Source organism: Piezobacter thermophilus, assembly GCF_055386745.1.
This window is the reverse complement of record NZ_AP042380.1, coordinates 1,113,017-1,128,687: the sequence shown is the minus strand read 5'-3', so window position 1 is coordinate 1,128,687 and position 15,671 is coordinate 1,113,017. Positions and strand designations below refer to the sequence as shown.

The window sequence follows — 15,671 nt, the reverse complement described above, 5'->3', positions numbered from 1 at the left end:
GTGACCTGCCCCCCGCCAACGCCCGCATTTTGAAGTAGAGTCTGCCCGATCAGAAAGGAGCAGACGAATTCGAAAGAGCCGTTTTACGGAGGCGCAAATCATTGCGATGATCAAGGAACAGGAGGCCGGAATGCCGACGGTGGAGGTTTGTCGCCGGCATGGGCTGAGCCCGGCGACGTTCTACAAGTACAAGTCGAAATACGGCGGCATGGGGCTTTCGGACGTGAAGCGCCTGAAGATGCTTGAGGACGAGAATGCCAAGCTCAAGCGCCTGTTGGCCGATGCGATGCTGGACAACGCGGTCCTGAAGGATCTCCTGGGAAAGAACTGACGACGCCGAGCGCGCGGCGTGATGCAGCGCTGCGGGCGATGCGGGATCATGGCATCTCGCAGCGCCGGGCCTGCAGGCTGGTCGGTGTCGATCCCAAGACGGTCCGGCGCGAACGCCCGCCGGACCATCCGGAGATCCGCGAAGCGATGAAGCAGATTGCGGGCAAGCGCCGCCGTTTCGGTTACCGACGGATCGGCGTGTTGCTCGAACGCAAGGGAATGATCATGAACCACAAGAAACTCTATCGCCTGTATCGCGAAGAAGGGTTGTCGGTGAAACGGCGGCGCGGGCGCAAGCGCGCCAGAGGCTCGAGGACGCCAATGCCCGAGGCGATCAGGCCAAACCAGCGATGGAGCCTGGACTTTGTCTCCGACACGTTTGGTGCTTCGCGTCGGTTCCGCATCCTGGCGGTGATCGACGATTGCTGTCGCGAGAACCTCTGCCTGGTTGCCGACACCAGCATCTCGGGCGCGCGTGTGGCGCGCGAGCTTGATGCTCTTGTCCGCCTCCATGGCAAGCCTGAAAGCATTGTTTCTGACAATGGGACCGAGTTCACCAGTCGGGCGATCCTCAAATGGGCGGACGACAATGACGTCGACTGGCATTACATCGATCCTGGCAAGCCTCAGCAAAATGCCTTCATCGAGTCGTTCAATGGCAGCCTGCGTGACGAGCTTCTGAACGAGGAGCTGTTCGATACTCTCGATGACGCCCGCCGAAAACTGGCCCTGTGGCGCTATGATTATAACAACGTCAGGCCCCACTCATCGCTGGGGAACCAGACGCCGGCCCAAGCGCGCCGGACGCTTGAGCGACCCAAAGGCTCCGCGCCCGGCGCGCTTGCCCAAACCGAAACCGCAGATTATGAAAACCAAACCCGCAGACTCTCGTTATGAATGAGGGACCATTGGGGGGCAGGTCAGCCGGTATCCGGCAAGGGAAGGATAGTGAAAAATTCGCAACCGGAATAGACATTTCTGAATATGTGAATGCACCTGCGAAAACCGGGCGCGGAGGGCCGGGGGCATTGCGCCCCCGCGCCCCCGGCAAGGGATCTCAGGCGCCCAGGCGCATCCGGGACAGGATGTTCGTTCCCAGGATGAACTGGTGGAAGAGCGCGCCGGCCACGTGCAGGCCGATCAGCGCCAGCAACAGGCTGCCCAGCGCCTCGTGCAACTCGCCCGCGGCCTCGATGCCGCCGAACCACACGCCCATGCCGACCAGCGGAATCAGCACCAGCAGGGCGTAAATCCCCCAATGCGTCCACCTGGCGATGCGCTTGAGGATATCGGGCTCTTCCTCGGGCGGCTGCGGTGCTCCGATCACGAGGCGCAGCCCAAGGCGCACAAGCGCCAGGATCAGCACGGTGATGCCGCCATAGACATGCAGCCCGGCCAGCAGCCCGGCCGAGGATGCCCCCGTATGGGCGATGCTCTCGAAAGCGTCCCCGATGGCCTCGCTGTTGAGATACTGGGCAGCCAGAAGAACGACCACCGCCCAGTGAAGGATGATCTGGATGCGGGAATATGCCTGCGTCATGTGCAACCTCGGTTCGGTTTCTCTACTTCTCCGCGCCCTTATACCGGCGTGGCCTGACGGATCGCTGACAGGGTCTTTCCCGGTACCCGCCGTCGGGCCGGGCATGACGGAAAACCGTGGCGCGGGCCCGGCGCCCTACTCGCCGCGCATCGAGCGGGCAATCGCCCGTGCAAGCGGAAAGGCCAGAACGAAACCGGCGACGATGACCGCGATGAGCGGACTTGCCCCGGTCATCCCTGCCAGAAGAACGGTGACGATTCCGATGCCGGACAACACGGCGCCGATGAACAGGTGCAGAATGAAAAGCAATTGAAGCATCAAGAATTCCCGAAACCGGTTGCGTGCGCATGAAACAGAGCGCTCACCCTGTGGTGGTATGAAGCGGATCGATATCGAAATCAAGCAATTTGTGCGATTATCGCACGAATTTTTTGGCGACTTCAGCCCCCGGCGATCACCTCGGCCGCGGCATCGACGGCCCCGCGCCCGTGCGAAATGTCCAGCGCGGTCAGCCCTGCCTCGATCCCGCCCAGAAGGCCAAGGATCATGTGCCCGTTCACATGCCCCATGTGACCCAGCCGGAAATGGCCGTGCCATTGCGGGTCATCCGGCGCCGCCATGCCCAGCCCGATGCCCAGCGTGAGACCGAGGTGGCGTTCCACCCAGTTCCGCAGCGCGGTGCCATGGGGGGCCCCGATGTGCAGCGCCGTGACCGCATGCGACCGATGCGCCGGATCGGCCACGTTCAGCGCCAGCGGCCCGCCCCGCCCCCAGACCTCGCAGGCCGCCCAGATCGCCCGCGCCAGCCTTTCGTGGCGCGCCCAGACATGCTCCATCCCCTCGGCAAGGATCATGTCCAGCGCCGCGCGCAGGCCGTAAAGGTGGTGGGTCGGCGCAGTGCCCGCAAAATGCTGGTAGAAGCTTTCCGGCGCCACCCGCGGCGCCCAGTCCCAATAACGGCTGACCCTCGGCATGGCGGCCCGGACCTCGGCGGCGCGGTCGTTGAAGAACACGAAGCCCAGACCGGGCGGCACCATCAACCCCTTCTGGCTGCCGGCCACCATCACGTCCACACCCCAGGCATCCATCTCGAACCGGTCGCAGGCCAGCGAGGCAATGCAATCAACCATCAACAGCGCCGGATGCCCGACCTCGTCCAGCACCCGGCGCAGCCCGGCAATGTCGTTGCGCACCGAGGACGAGGTATCCACATGCACCGCCAGCACCGCCTTGAACCGATGCGCGGCATCGGCCCGCAGGACTTCGGCGATGCGTCCCATGTCCCACGGTCCGGCCCGGCCGAAATCGAGAACCTCGACCTCGACGCCCAACCCCTGCGCCATCTCGGCCCAGCCCAGTGCAAAGGCGCCGCTGGCGGGCACCAGAACCCGATCGCCGGGCGCCGCGACATTGGCCAGCGCCGCTTCCCACGCGCCGTGCCCGTTGCAGATGTAGATGGCCGCATGCCCCCCGGTTCGCGCCACCCGCTTCAGATCGGGAAACAGGCCGCGAGTCATCTCGATCAACTCGCCCTCGTAGATGTTCGGCGCGCCGCGATGCATGGCACGCAGGACGGCCTCGGGCACCACCGAGGGACCGGGGATCGCCAGATAGCCGCGCCCCTGGGCAAGGGTGATATCGTCCTTCATGCAATCTTCCTGCCTGACTCGCCCCCACACTACCGCCACCGCCTGCCACGTCAATCCGCGCGCCCCGGGCGGCTCGCCGTTCTTCCTCTTGCCCCAAATACTCCCGCCGGAGGCCCCCGCCCCCTCCATCCGCGCAAGGCTTGCCATCTTGCCAGCCACCTTGCGCCGCCGGACGGGGCCGATTAAATGGCGCGGACATGAACGGTTCCGCCACCCCCTCCCGCTCCGCCCCGGAGCCCGCCGCATGAGCCAGCGGGGGGAATCGTCGCGCGTGCTGGCCCGCTGGCTGTGGCGCGGCTATCTGCGCCAGCACATGGGGCTGCTCTTCGTCGCAGTACTGTTCATGCTGCTCGAAGGCGGCATGGTCGGCGCGGTCAGCTACATGATGCAGCCGATGTTCGACGACATCTTCATCGGCGGAAATACCGACGCGCTGTTCTGGATCAGCCTCACCTTCCTGGTACTGTTTTCCGTCCGCGGCCTGGCCAGCGTGGCGCAAAAGGTCCTGCTGACCCGCATCTCGCAGAAAATCGCGGCAACCATGCGGCTGGACCTGCTCAACCGGCTGATCCGGCAGGACACGTCCTTTCACCAGCTCAACCCGCCCGGCTTCCTGCTCCAGCGCGTGCAGGTCGATGTCAACGCGGTCAACGACGTCTGGCGGGCGATCATCACCGGCGCGGGGCGGGACCTGATCTCGCTGATCGTGCTGCTGGGCGTGGCCATCAACGTGGATTGGCGCTGGACGGCGATCATGCTGATCGGCGCGCCGCTGACGCTGGCCCCCATCGGCATGGCCCAGCGCTATGTGCGCAAGAAGGCAGCCCAGGCCCGCGACATTGGCGCCGCACTCGCCACCCGGCTGGACGAGATCTTCCACGGCATCGTTCCGATCAAGCTCAACAATCTGGAAAAATACCAGGTCAGACGCTTCGAGGAACAGACCGACCGCTTCATGCGCTCGGAGATCCGCACCGCCTTCGGCGCGGCGACGATCACCGGCATGATCGACATCATGGCCGGCATCGGCTTCATGGGCGTGCTGCTCTATGGCGGGTCGGAGATCATCGAGGGCGACAAGACCGTCGGCCAGTTCATGAGCTTCTTCACCGCCATCGGCCTGGCCTTCGACCCCATGCGGCGCCTGGCCGGGGTCAGCGGCACCTGGCAGGTGGCGGCGGCGGCGCTGGAACGCCTCAAGGGGCTGATGGAGGCACCGGTCCGCCTGGGGTCACCGGCCCGGCCGGTCCCGCCACCGAAGGGGCTGCCCGAAATCGCGCTGGAAAACGTCTCGCTCAGCTATGGCGATGCGCAGATCCTGCACGACCTGACCCTGCGGGCCGAGGCCGGAAAGACCACGGCGCTGGTGGGTGCATCCGGGGCGGGCAAATCCACCGTGTTCAACCTGCTCACCCGGCTGGTCGATCCGCAGCACGGCTCCGTCACCGTGGGCGGCGTGCCGGTGCGCGACATGGCCCTGCCCGAGCTGCGCAACCTGTTCTCCGTAGTCAGCCAGGAGGCAATGCTGTTCGACGAAACCCTGCGCGAAAACATCCTGCTGGGCCGCACCGATGTCAGCGACGAAGAGTTGAAGAAGGTCCTGGATGCGGCCCATGTCTCGGATTTCGTGGCCCATCTGGAACACGGGCTGGACACGCAGGTGGGGCCGCGCGGCTCGGCGCTCTCGGGCGGCCAGCGCCAGCGGGTGGTTATCGCCCGGGCGCTGCTGCGCGACACCCCCGTGCTGCTTCTGGACGAGGCGACCAGCGCGCTGGACGCGCAGTCAGAGAAGGTCGTGCAGGACGCGCTTGACCGGCTGGCCGGCGGGCGCACCACCATCGTCATCGCCCACCGCCTGTCCACCATCCGCAATGCCGACAGGATCGTGGTCATGGATCGCGGCCGGGTGGTGGACGAGGGCACCCACGAAGAACTCCTGGCGCGCGGCGGGCTTTACGCCGACCTCTACCACCTGCAATTCCAGGCCGGCAAAGAGGTGATCGACCCCGCCGGCGCGGCTGCGCTGGCACAGCATGTACCGGAAATGGCCGCGCCGCGGGAATCCTGGCTGCGCCGCTTCGCGCGGCGCCTTCTCGGCTGAACCGGGAGAGGCCGGCCAACCGAAAACCGAAAACCGAGCATTCAGCGGCGATAACTGGCATCCAGCCGCGCGGGATCTGCCCCCGCGAAATAGCGCGCCAGCGTCCACAGGTTCCGCGCACCGCGCCGCAACCAGCCGTCGCGCAGATAGCGCTCGGCCCCGGTCCACGCGACGACCGGCAGCAGGGCGACGGGCCGCCGCAATGCCCGCACCAGCGCCACATCCTCCATCAGAGGCTGGTCGGGATAGCCGCCGGCGCGCGCATAATCCTCGCGCCGCAGCAACAGCCCCTGATCGCCATAGGGCAGCCGGAACAGCCACGTGCGCAGATTGGCCCAGCCGGCAACCCAGCGCGGCGCCAGCCCTTGCGCCCGGAAAGCCAGCCGGAAACAGGCCGGCCCGGCCTCGCGCCGCCGGATATGGGCCGCAACGACCTCCGCCCAGCCCGGCTCCAGCACCGTGTCCGCATGCAGCACCAGCAGCCACGCCCCCCGCGCCGCCGCACAGCCCCGCCGCAACTGCCCCCCGCGCGAAGGTGCCCGGCGGATCAGCTCTGCCCCTGCCGCCTCGGCAATCTCGGCCGTGGCATCCCGCGACCCGCCATCCGAGATGACGAGTTCGCAGATCAGCCCCGCCTGCACTCCCTCGATCAGTGCCGAAAGGCAGGCCGGCAGCGCCCCTTCGGCATTCAGCGTCGGAATCACCACCGAGATCGCGGCCGGCATGGAACGGCTCCCCTGTTCATTGCCCGGCATTTTCCTATATGACCGCAGGGGAAACGCAAGGATGACCACGACCATGACCAACCAGCGCCGCGTGCTCCGAATTGGCGGAGCCGATGCCGAAAGCTTCCTCCAGGGCCTGATCACCAACGACATCGCCCGGCTGAAGGATGGCCTCGTCTACGCCGCCCTGCTCACCCCGCAGGGCAAGTATGTCGCCGACTTCTTCCTCGCCCGCGACAATGGAGACGTGCTGCTGGACGTGGCCGAACCGCTGGCCGATGCGCTGGAGCAGCGTCTGAACATGTATCGGCTGCGCGCAGACGTTCAGATCGCACCCTCGGGGCTGAACCTGCAACGGGGCTCCGGCCCGGCACCGCAAGGCGCCCTGCCCGACCCGCGCCATCCCGAAATGGGCTGGCGCGCCTACAGCCCCGCCCCTGAAAGCGACGACGGCACCGACTGGGACGCGATCCGCGTGCGCCACTGCATCCCGGAAACGGGGATCGAACTGACCCCCGACACCTTCATCCTCGAGGCAGGGTTCGAGCGCCTGCACGGCGTCGATTTCCGCAAGGGCTGCTATGTGGGCCAGGAAGTGACCGCGCGGATGAAACACAAGACCGAACTGCGCAAGGGGCTGACCACGGTCGAGATCGACGGCACCGCGCCGCCGGGCACGGCAATCACCGCCGACGGCAAACCCGCCGGCACGCTGTTTACCCAGTCCGGCGGCCGGGCCATCGCCCATTTGCGCTTCGACCGGGCCGGGGGAGAGATGCGCGCCGGCGATGCAGTGGTGCGGTGGACCGGCTGACCTCGCCGCCGGGCATCGCCTTGCCTCGCCCGGCGATCCGGGCCAGATTGCCACGGCAAACGCCAAGCAACCCGAGGCATCTCTGCCCGTGATCCAGCTTTATGCCGCCATCTGGCAAGCCAGCGACCGCCGCCAGATCATCCTGATCCTGCTCTCGCTGGCCATTGCGGGACTGGCGGCGGTCCCGCTCGAATTCCAGAAGAATATCGTCAACCTGCTGGCCGACGGCACGCTCGCCGCGCGCGAGCTGTATCTTCTGGGAGCGGGAATGATGGCGGCGATCCTGCTCAGCCTGACGCTGAAGGGGATCGCCGGCTATCGGGCGGGAGTTCTGGGAGAAGACCTGATCCGGCTGATCCGCACCCATCTTGTCGAAGAGGCCAAGACCCAGGCACCGGGCCGGCGGGTGCCGGCAGGAAGCCTCGCAACCGCGGTTTCGGCCGAAGCGGAAGAGCTGGGAAAGTTCGCCGGCAGCGCGTTCTCCGAACCCGTCGTGCAGATCGGCACCCTGATCAGCGTGATCGGCTACATCGCCATGACCCAGCCGGGGCTCGGCCTCATCGCCCTGGCGATGATCGCGCCGCAGGTGGTTCTGGTGCTGGTCACGCAAAAGCGCATCAACCTGCTGGTCGCCGAACGGGTCCGCCTGCTGCGGCGGGCGACCGATGTCATCACCTCGGCCGACCTGGACGAGGCCGCGCGCCGGGTAACGAACGAGTTCGACGCGATCTTCGAAGCGCGGCGAACGATGTTCATCTGGAAACTCTCGACCAAGTTCCTGCTCAGCACGATCAACGGCGCAGGCGTGATCGCCGTCCTGATGCTGGGCGGATGGCTGGTGCTGAAGGGGCGAAACGGATGTGGGCACCGTGGTCGCCGCAACCGTGGGCCTCGGTCGCATTCAGGCGCCAACCAGGTGAAATTCGAGCTTCTGCGCGGACTGCTGCGAGACCCCGAAGAGCCCGCGCCGGACCGCGCCACACGGCGGTAAGCGCCCGCCCCTTCCTCTTGCCCCAAATACTCTCGGGGGAGCGCGAGGGGGCAGACGGCCCCCTCGCCCCTGCTTCGCCTTCCTGCCGAATTCCGTCAGACCGGCCCCGGCCAGCCTCAGGCCCGTTCGGCGTATTCCATCGTCTCGGTATTGACGACGATCATTTCATCGGGCCCGACGAAGGGGGGAACCATCACCCGCACCCCGTTGTCCAGAACCGCCGGCTTGAAGCTGTTGGCTGCCGTCTGCCCCTTCACCACCGGCTCGGTCTCGACAACCTTGCAGGTCACCTTCTGCGGCAGCGTCGCGCTCAGCGCCTCGTTCTCGTAATACTCGATCTGCACCACCATGCCATCCTGCAGGAACGGACGCCGCTCGCCGAGAATCTCGGCCGGCAGCTCGATCTGCTCGAAGGTTTCCTGGTCCATGAACACCAGCATCCCGTCGTTCTCGTACAGGAACTGCTGGTCCTTCTGCTCCAGCCGGACCCGCTCTACCTTGTCGGCGCTGCGAAAACGCTCGTTCAGCTTCGAGCCGTTGCGCAGGTTGCGCATCTCGACCTGAGCATAGGCCCCGCCCTTGCCGGGCTTGACATGATCGACCTTCATCACCGCCCACAGCCCGCCGTTATGCTCCAGCACATTGCCGGGGCGGATTTCATTGCCATTGATCCTGGGCATGACACATATCCCTTTGCATATGCTTGATGATTGCTTGGCCGCTCCTATATCTGGCGGGGCCGGACCTGGCAAGACAACGACATCTCGTGCTGCAGGCGCAGAAAGCCATGCAATACGCGCAATGCTGATATGCGTTTTAGGGGTATCCGAATCACCCAGGATCGGTCATAAGCGACGCCACGCCGGAAATTGCAAGAGCAAGAACAACCAAGGGAAACGAGATGAAAGATTTCGTTGACGGCACCGCCTTCAACAACGAGCAAGGCAACCGTGCCCGCAAACTGTTCGCGGCTGTTGTGCTGGCCGCGCTGGACGATGCCATTGCCGACGACAAGAAATACGGCAACGGCCCCGAGCAGATCGCCCGCTGGGCCCGGTCGCGCGATGGGCGCGAGGTGCTGACCTGTGCCGGCATCGACCCGAACGAACGCGTCGTCAAGGGATTGATGGAATTCGTCGCCAAGGGCGTGCGGACCTCTGTTGCGCTGTCGCGCGAAGAAAGCGAGCGCCGCAACGCGGCCGCACAGGCCGAGGCCCGGGCCAAGGCCGCCTGAGCCCGCGGCAGCAGGACCGCTCAATGCAGGGCGCGCCGGTGGCGCGTCCTTTTTCCTTGCCGGAATGGCAACACGGGTCGGGACGTCGGTCTCGCCGTCCCGGCAGGGCCCGCCTATTCGAAATTCCGCATGGTCAGCGCGCGGTGAATTTCACGTCGCACCAGCTTGCGGACGTTTCGGGTGATGCGTTCGCCCAGCGCCCCCTGCAATTCCTCGCGCACGATCTCGGACACCAGTTCGCGCAGGCTGGCTTCGTCGAGAACGGCCTCGTCGGCGGCAAGAATGTCGGTTTCGCTCTCGGGGTCGGTCTCCGGCGCATCATCTGCCCCGGTGCCCTCGTCGTGATCTTCCCACGCAATCGTCTGCACCGGCGTTCCGGCATAGTCGTCACCGCCAGCGCCATCGGGCTCCCACATGTCGCGGCTGCGGCCGATCGCGGCCTCCAACGCCTGAATCTTCGCGGCAAGCGTCTCGGCCCGGGCCGCTGCGGCGGCCGGATCATCCTCCGCCGCGCCGGCTTCGGTGACGGCTTCCCCGGATCGGTCGGTGTCGTCTTCGGGCGCTGCAAGGTCGTCATCCCCGACATGGTCGTCCCGCAGACCCACTTCGACCTGCTCACCCCCATCCGCAGCAGGTTCATCCGCAATCACGTGGACCGAAGCAGCGGTGCCATGGGAGTCGTCTTCTTCGGCCATCGAGGCAGCTTCGCCCTGCCCCCCGGAATCGGATGCGGGCAGCTCTTCGCCACCGGCTTCGCGCGCGGATCCCGCGGCGATGTCGCCCAGCAGCCCAGCCGCGACCGAATCCGCCCAGTCCGATGACGCCTCGGCCGAGGCAGGTTCGCCGCCCCCTTCGGCGGTGTCCCCGGTCCCGTCCTGCACCGAAGGCTCCGAGATGCCCGCCTCGTGCAGAATGTCCTGGAGAATCCGATCCGCCGAATCCGGCGGCAGCGACTCGTCGCCTTTGGCAGGTTCCGCGCTGCCCCTGCCCTCCCAGGGCTCGCTGTCCGGGAACGCGGCGCGCGCCACTTCGAAAAGCGTAGCCTTGGGATCCGACCACGGCTCATCGCCCAAGGAAGCGTCGCCCTGCCGATCCTCTGCCGCCTCGTCGGTCAGTTCAGCGGGGGCCGATGCCTCGGGGGTCTGGCGGTCGCCGCCCTCCTCCGGCGGTGGCGCCGCCACGCGAAGTGCCGGCGTCAGCACCAGGCGATCCTTCTCGGGCGTCGCGGAGCGCGACCCCTTCGCCGGCGACCGACTCCCCGGTGCCCGGCGCGATTCGAACCGGATATCCTCGCTGACAAGTCTGCGGATCGAGGAAAGAATATCCTCGATTTCTGATTTCGATACGGGATCAGACATCGGCCTCTACCACTCTCGCCTCGGGGTGGAGTGTAGCGGCACTATCGGATTCTCACAACCGCGCCTTGCCCGGTTCACTCACGGCGCAAGGCTTTCAGGACACGGTCCAGATCCTGCCCCCGTTTGCTCAGCCGCGCCGGCGCGTCCTTGACCATGTTGTAATAGAGCGTCGGATCATAGATCTGCACAGCCAGACCAAGGCGTTCGGCGGTCAGAAGCCCCTGTGCCGCAAGAACGCTGAAGGCCGCCAGGGACTGCCCCGCACGGGCGGTGATCAGCAGCGTCTCGGCGTCCAGGAGGTTCTGTTCGGCGGTCAGCACGTCCAGCGTGGTCCGCGCGCCAAGCTTGGCCTCTTCGCGCAGCCCGTCAAAGGCGATCTGGGCCGCCCGAACCTGTTCGCGCGCCGAAACCAAGCTGGCGCGGGCCACCCGCAGCTGCACCAGCGCATCCGACACGCCCTGCCGGACATTCTTCTGCACGCTCAGAAGGGCGGCGCGGGCGGCATCGCGCGACGCGATGGCGCGGCGATGCTGGGCGGCCAGCGCGCCACCCTGATAGATGTTCTGCCGAAGACTCAACGAGATGTCGGCCGTCCGGTTGTAGTTGCTGCTGCCGATATTTTCGGTCGCGCCGATCTGGGCACGAAGATCGATCCGCGGGCCATAGGCCTTGGCCGCGCGCTGCACCAGCAACTCGGCCGCCGCCACCTGGTGCTGCGCAGCCAGGAGATCGGGATGGGTCTTCATGGCAATGGCCACAGCCTTCTCTTCCGATTCGACCACCTTCGGCAGCTTCGGCTGTCCGGCCAGCTTACCCGGCGCATGGCCGACCGCGTTGACATATTCGGCCTTGGCATTTTCCAGGTTGCCGCGCGCCTGCACCAGCCCCGAGCGGGCATTGGCCACCCGCGATTCCGCCAGCGCCACATCGGTGCGCGTCACCTCGCCGACCTCGAACCGGTCCTGTGCCGCCCTCAGTTCCTCCAGCAGGACACGCACGTTGTTTTCCCGCAGCCGCACGGTTTCCGAGGTGAGAATGACGTTTAGATAGGCCCGCACCGCACGCAGCAGAACCTGCTGCTCGATCGAAAGCAGCGACTGGCGCGTGGCCAGAACCGATTCCTGCCGCGCCTGCCGCAGCAGACGGGTCGCGCCGCCGTCGTAAATCAGCTGGTTGAGCACGAGACCGGTGAAGAAGTCGGAGGTAAACACCCGCGACGAACCAAAGCCGAGATCGCGTTCGTTCAGCGCCCGGCTGATCGAAACTGTCCAGTCGATGATCGGCCGCAGCGCCGCCGTGGCCGCGGCCGCATCTTCATCGGCCGCCCGCAGCAATGCGCGGTTCTGCTCCAGCAATCCGCTGGTGTTGTAGGCGCCCACCAGCGCATCGGCCAGATTGTCCGCCCGGGACCCGGTTGGCGCCAGGGCCGCCAGCACCATCCCCCCGGCGACCACGGCCGCCTTCGCGAAACCCGATTTGACTGCCTTGCGCATCTTCACCTCTCCGCTCCGTGCAAGCTGCCTGCTCCGACTCCGGGCCTGCAATGCCCGAGTTTGCGTCCTGTTGCCCCCCGGGGCAACCCCTGACGCTCCGGCCTCCGGTCACGTTACAGCGCGAAGGCGCGCCGTTTCTCGAATCCCGGCAGGACCGGCGCCGTCGCGTTGAACTCGAATCGCCACGACACCGGACCGTCAAGCTTGTAGCCCACGCGAACCGCGCCCAGCGTCTCGTCCATGAAGATGCAGGCGATCCGCCCGCCTTCCTTGAGCTGATCGATCAGCGCGGCGGGCACCTCCTCCACGCCACCTTCGACGATGATCACGTCATAGGGCCCGTGTTCGGGCGCGCCCTCGGCCAGCGGGCCGGCGTGAACGATGGCATTGTCCGCCCCCGCCTCGGCCAGCAGGCCGGTGGCCTCTTCGGCCATGGTCTCATCCTCTTCGACCGCGACCACTGCCTGCGCGAGGCGTGCCACCACAGCCGTGGAATAGCCGTAACCGCAGCCGACATCGAGTACCAGCTCGTCCTCGGCGATGTCGAGCGCATCGAGCATCTTGGCGAAGGTCCGAGGCTCGAGCAGCACCCGCCCGTTGCCGAGATCGAGATTGGCATCGGCATAGGCGGCCTCGCGCTGCGCGTCGGGGACGAAGATTTCCCTTGGCACTTCGAGCATGGCCGCGATGATGGGAAACCTGGTCACGTCCGAGGGACGGATCTGCGTGTCGACCATGAGCTGTCGACGGCTTGCGAAATCGGTCATTTCTGCACTCTTCCCGTCAGGTGGTTGCGGGGCTTTTGCCACATCCCCACCCTACCGGCAACGGGCAGCGGCGAAAAATCGGCGCCGCAGGCCGGGGTCGTTTGCCGCAGCCCGACGGTACAGCGGTGCCGCGGGCCGGGACTGCCGCCTGCCCGGCCGGATCACTTTTCCGGGCCTCACCGTTCGGCCCCGGTCGCTTCAGGGGGAATGCGTCTGACGAGGGGCTGGACAAGTCCCGAAAAAGCGGCAATAACCCCGTCGGTCGCAGGCCCTGCCGGGGCTGGAGGCGATCCTGTCTTCCGGTCGGCAAGTTTCCGGCCCAACACCACGAGAGGCGAGTTGGCGGAGTGGTGACGCAGCGGATTGCAAATCCGTGTACACCGGTTCGATTCCGGTACTCGCCTCCAATAAAATCAAAGACTTAGCGGATAGGCGGCGCGCAAAGGGCGGATGTTTTCACATCCGTTTTCACGTTTCCCGGTTTGTTTGTGGTTTGTTCGGGGAGGGGTGTGAGGGCCGGGCAAAACGGCAACGGCTTCCGGTCATTCCTGAAATCCCTGTCCGCCTTCACCCGAATGACGCACCTCGTCGGCGGCAACGGCCTCGGGCATGTCCTCGTCTTCGGCCGGCTTCACGGGTTTGGGCGGTGCGGGCTGCCATTTCCGCAGTTTCGCACCTGCCAGAGCGTAGAATTCGGGGACGATCCTCTCGAGGTCCTCGATGAAGGTTTTTCGGCCCCCGAAGCGTTTGCCGGTCCGTTCCAGCAGAATGACCTCGAAGGAATTCGGCGCGACCGACGGATTGTCCGGCTGGATCGCGTCCGGGCTCTCCCGCAACTCGGCGACGGGCTTCGTCGTGTGGGGAATGCGACCCGGCCAATGCGCACGCACCAGAAGGCGCTCGTCATCTTCGCCGAGCATCCTCAGCAGCCAGTTGACGCGGGCCTTCGTGCTCTTGCGGTCAGTTGGTGCGGCCAGCCGCATGCCAGCCGATATTGTCCGTGGTCCCAAGCTTGCGCAGACCGTGATCTCCGCAGCGGCGTTCGGCACGGTGAAAGCAGCCGAAAGCGTCTGCTGCTCCACCAGTTCGGTGATGCCGGCCCGCAGCCTGGCGGCGGGATCGGCGATCAGACTGCGCGGGATTTTCTCGGTCACCGGAACACCGAGGCGGCTGGACAGATGCAGGGACAGGTCGCGGGTTTCGGCGAACCAGCAGGCAACTGCTTCCTCGGTTTCCGGCGCGCCCTTCTTGAGCGTCGCGCCGTTGGTCACGTCCTGGACGACCGATTTCCAGTTCGGACCCATCTGCGTGAAACGCTCCACCCCTGTGGACGAGTGCCGCAGGAAATCCAGGAACTGGGCCAGAAGATAGGCCTGCTCGGCGTCCTCGACCACGGACTGGAGATGGAGGATCTCGCACTGCGTGGTCAGCCATGACCATGACCAATGGAACAGCCGGGTCTTGCGCAGCAGGGTCTTCGGGAGCCGCACTGGGGAATGATCTGCGCGCGCCACGAACTGGTTCGAGATCGTGATAACGGCATCGATCCCGTTGGCGCGGGCGAGACGGACATACCTCTCCACCTGGTCTTCGCCGAGATCGTTGCGCGCGATCTTGGTTTCCAGCAGCGCGGTCCATATCTTCGAGCCATTCCGGACCACCAGCAGCCCGTCCGGGCGGTTGTCGCTGTCGATCCTTTCCTTCAGCACCACCTCCGTGAAAGCCTCGATTCGCGTTCTCTTGCCGACGTTTACGCCGATGCTCCTGAGCGCCGTTTCCGCGAGTGCAGGAATCTGGGTGAGAACGGCCAGAAAGATGCTTGTTACTCTGCGCTCGCGGTTGGTCTCCGCGAGAACCGGGAACAGACGGGCACGGTCGCCATATTCAACGCACTCGGGAAGGTCGGTCATGTGTGTGATCCTCGTACAATGCTGCTTAAAAAAGGTATCGTATTCCTTGCCTTCGAACTCTTTGTTCTCTTCCATACATGTTCCGTCCCAATCCTGCCCCCGTGCAAGAGCCTTGTCCAGTTTACCGGTTTGTTTGCGGTCTGATCCGCGCCTCCTGCGCCATCATCGCCCGTGCCTTCTGCCGCGCGGCGCCGGCATAGCGCGCCACCATTGCCCGGCTGGTATGGCCGGTCACGGCCATGATCGGCTCGTCCGACAAGCCCAGCGCGGCCAGGTCTCTGGCGCAAAGAATGTCGTCCGGTCGGAATGGCTTGCCAACCGTCGGTGGAGCCATCAACCGAGCCAGCGTTTCAATCAGACGCCGTTTGACTTTCAATTGGTCGGGCTCGCGCTTTCAATTGGGCGGGTTTTTCCGCGCTGGCATCCGTGCCTTCTGCCGCGCAGCCCCGGCATGGCGTGCCACCGTCGTCCGGCTGGTGTGTCCACCAACCATCATGTGTCCAGCCAACCATCAGAAGATATCCTCGATCTCAACCGAGCCGCCACGTTTCGCCAACCGAAATTCGAGCCCAAGCACGGCCATGATGGCCATCACCGTGGCAAGCTTGGTCCCTGCACTGCCATTCTCCAGCGACGAAATCGTTGCAACACGCAGATTGGTGCGCGCACTGATATCGCTTTGGGTCCACCCGCGTGCTTTGCGCGCTCGCTTGAGCGCGTGACCGAGTTGTCCGGCCGTTCGTGCTGTAAGATCCATAT

General features: G+C 65.6%; 16 protein-coding genes and 1 tRNA gene. 6 read left to right on the top strand and 11 right to left on the bottom strand.

The features are described from left to right. Window positions 1-67: 67 nt before the first annotated feature. Window positions 68-1,227 (top strand): IS3 family transposase gene (locus ACZ5CM_RS05400; protein ID WP_464637742.1). Its coding sequence is split into 2 segments (ribosomal slippage): window positions 68-317 and window positions 317-1,227, totalling 1,161 coding nucleotides; the frame shifts between segments, so codons are not numbered across the junction. A gap of 160 nt (window positions 1,228-1,387) precedes the next feature. Here the strand turns inward: ACZ5CM_RS05400 and ACZ5CM_RS05395 are convergent. The 3 genes from ACZ5CM_RS05395 to ACZ5CM_RS05385 all read right to left on the bottom strand — a co-directional run bounded on the left by ACZ5CM_RS05395 (window position 1,388) and on the right by ACZ5CM_RS05385 (window position 3,519). Then, on the bottom strand, window positions 1,388-1,870 hold the full coding sequence (locus ACZ5CM_RS05395) for a cytochrome b (RefSeq protein WP_464641689.1): 483 nt from the start codon (window positions 1,868-1,870) through the stop codon (window positions 1,388-1,390). 135 nt (window positions 1,871-2,005) lie between these two features. Next, window positions 2,006-2,188 (bottom strand): hypothetical protein, encoded by a 183-nt coding sequence (locus ACZ5CM_RS05390; protein WP_464641688.1) that lies wholly within the window; start codon window positions 2,186-2,188, stop codon window positions 2,006-2,008. A gap of 122 nt (window positions 2,189-2,310) precedes the next feature. Further along, window positions 2,311-3,519, bottom strand: a complete 1,209-nt coding sequence (locus ACZ5CM_RS05385) for a pyridoxal-phosphate-dependent aminotransferase family protein (RefSeq protein WP_464641687.1) — start codon at window positions 3,517-3,519, stop codon at window positions 2,311-2,313. A 244-nt stretch (window positions 3,520-3,763) separates the two neighbouring features. On the opposite strand from ACZ5CM_RS05385, the gene ACZ5CM_RS05380 reads away from it, so the two are divergent. Beyond that, window positions 3,764-5,620 carry an ABC transporter ATP-binding protein gene (locus ACZ5CM_RS05380; protein WP_464641686.1) on the top strand — a complete coding sequence of 619 codons (1,857 nt, stop codon included), beginning with the start codon at window positions 3,764-3,766 and terminating at the stop codon, window positions 5,618-5,620. A gap of 41 nt (window positions 5,621-5,661) precedes the next feature. Here the strand turns inward: ACZ5CM_RS05380 and ACZ5CM_RS05375 are convergent, their stop codons facing one another. Beyond that, window positions 5,662-6,345, bottom strand: a complete 684-nt coding sequence (locus ACZ5CM_RS05375; protein WP_464641685.1) for a TIGR04283 family arsenosugar biosynthesis glycosyltransferase — start codon at window positions 6,343-6,345, stop codon at window positions 5,662-5,664. Between the two features lie 61 nt (window positions 6,346-6,406). On the opposite strand from ACZ5CM_RS05375, the gene ygfZ reads away from it, so the two are divergent. Next, on the top strand, window positions 6,407-7,159 hold the full coding sequence (gene ygfZ / locus ACZ5CM_RS05370) for a CAF17-like 4Fe-4S cluster assembly/insertion protein YgfZ (protein ID WP_464641684.1): 753 nt from the start codon (window positions 6,407-6,409) through the stop codon (window positions 7,157-7,159). A gap of 88 nt (window positions 7,160-7,247) precedes the next feature. Next, window positions 7,248-8,150 (top strand): ABC transporter transmembrane domain-containing protein, encoded by a 903-nt coding sequence (locus ACZ5CM_RS05365; RefSeq protein WP_464641683.1) that lies wholly within the window; start codon window positions 7,248-7,250, stop codon window positions 8,148-8,150. A gap of 116 nt (window positions 8,151-8,266) precedes the next feature. On the opposite strand, the gene efp is transcribed toward ACZ5CM_RS05365, so the two are convergent. Beyond that, window positions 8,267-8,830 carry an elongation factor P gene (gene efp / locus ACZ5CM_RS05360; RefSeq protein WP_464641682.1) on the bottom strand — a complete coding sequence of 188 codons (564 nt, stop codon included), beginning with the start codon at window positions 8,828-8,830 and terminating at the stop codon, window positions 8,267-8,269. 221 nt (window positions 8,831-9,051) lie between these two features. Here efp and ACZ5CM_RS05355 point away from each other — a divergent pair, with 221 nt between their 5' ends. Beyond that, on the top strand, window positions 9,052-9,384 hold the full coding sequence (locus tag ACZ5CM_RS05355; protein WP_464641681.1) for a DUF6280 family protein: 333 nt from the start codon (window positions 9,052-9,054) through the stop codon (window positions 9,382-9,384). A gap of 113 nt (window positions 9,385-9,497) precedes the next feature. Here the strand turns inward: ACZ5CM_RS05355 and ACZ5CM_RS05350 are convergent, their stop codons facing one another. From ACZ5CM_RS05350 to ACZ5CM_RS05340, 3 genes are all read right to left on the bottom strand, one after another. After that, window positions 9,498-10,742 (bottom strand): hypothetical protein, encoded by a 1,245-nt coding sequence (locus ACZ5CM_RS05350; RefSeq protein WP_464641680.1) that lies wholly within the window; start codon window positions 10,740-10,742, stop codon window positions 9,498-9,500. A 74-nt stretch (window positions 10,743-10,816) separates the two neighbouring features. Further along, window positions 10,817-12,235, bottom strand: coding sequence for a TolC family outer membrane protein (locus ACZ5CM_RS05345; RefSeq protein ID WP_464641679.1), 1,419 nt, complete (start codon window positions 12,233-12,235; stop codon window positions 10,817-10,819). A gap of 113 nt (window positions 12,236-12,348) precedes the next feature. Further along, entirely contained in the window at window positions 12,349-13,002 is a 654-nt protein-coding gene (locus ACZ5CM_RS05340) for a protein-L-isoaspartate O-methyltransferase family protein (protein ID WP_464641678.1), read from the bottom strand. A gap of 333 nt (window positions 13,003-13,335) precedes the next feature. Here ACZ5CM_RS05340 and ACZ5CM_RS05335 point away from each other — a divergent pair. After that, window positions 13,336-13,409, top strand: a tRNA-Cys gene (locus ACZ5CM_RS05335). 135 nt (window positions 13,410-13,544) lie between these two features. On the opposite strand, the gene ACZ5CM_RS05330 is transcribed toward ACZ5CM_RS05335, so the two are convergent. From ACZ5CM_RS05330 to ACZ5CM_RS05320, 3 genes are all read right to left on the bottom strand, one after another. Further along, complete coding sequence (locus ACZ5CM_RS05330; protein ID WP_464641677.1) at window positions 13,545-14,912, bottom strand: hypothetical protein; 1,368 nt, start codon at window positions 14,910-14,912, stop codon at window positions 13,545-13,547. A 121-nt stretch (window positions 14,913-15,033) separates the two neighbouring features. Next, entirely contained in the window at window positions 15,034-15,246 is a 213-nt protein-coding gene (locus tag ACZ5CM_RS05325; protein WP_464641676.1) for a hypothetical protein, read from the bottom strand. Between the two features lie 177 nt (window positions 15,247-15,423). Beyond that, window positions 15,424-15,669: a helix-turn-helix domain-containing protein gene (locus ACZ5CM_RS05320; RefSeq protein WP_464641675.1), complete on the bottom strand. Its 246-nt coding sequence runs from the start codon at window positions 15,667-15,669 to the stop codon at window positions 15,424-15,426. Window positions 15,670-15,671: the final 2 nt, after the last annotated feature.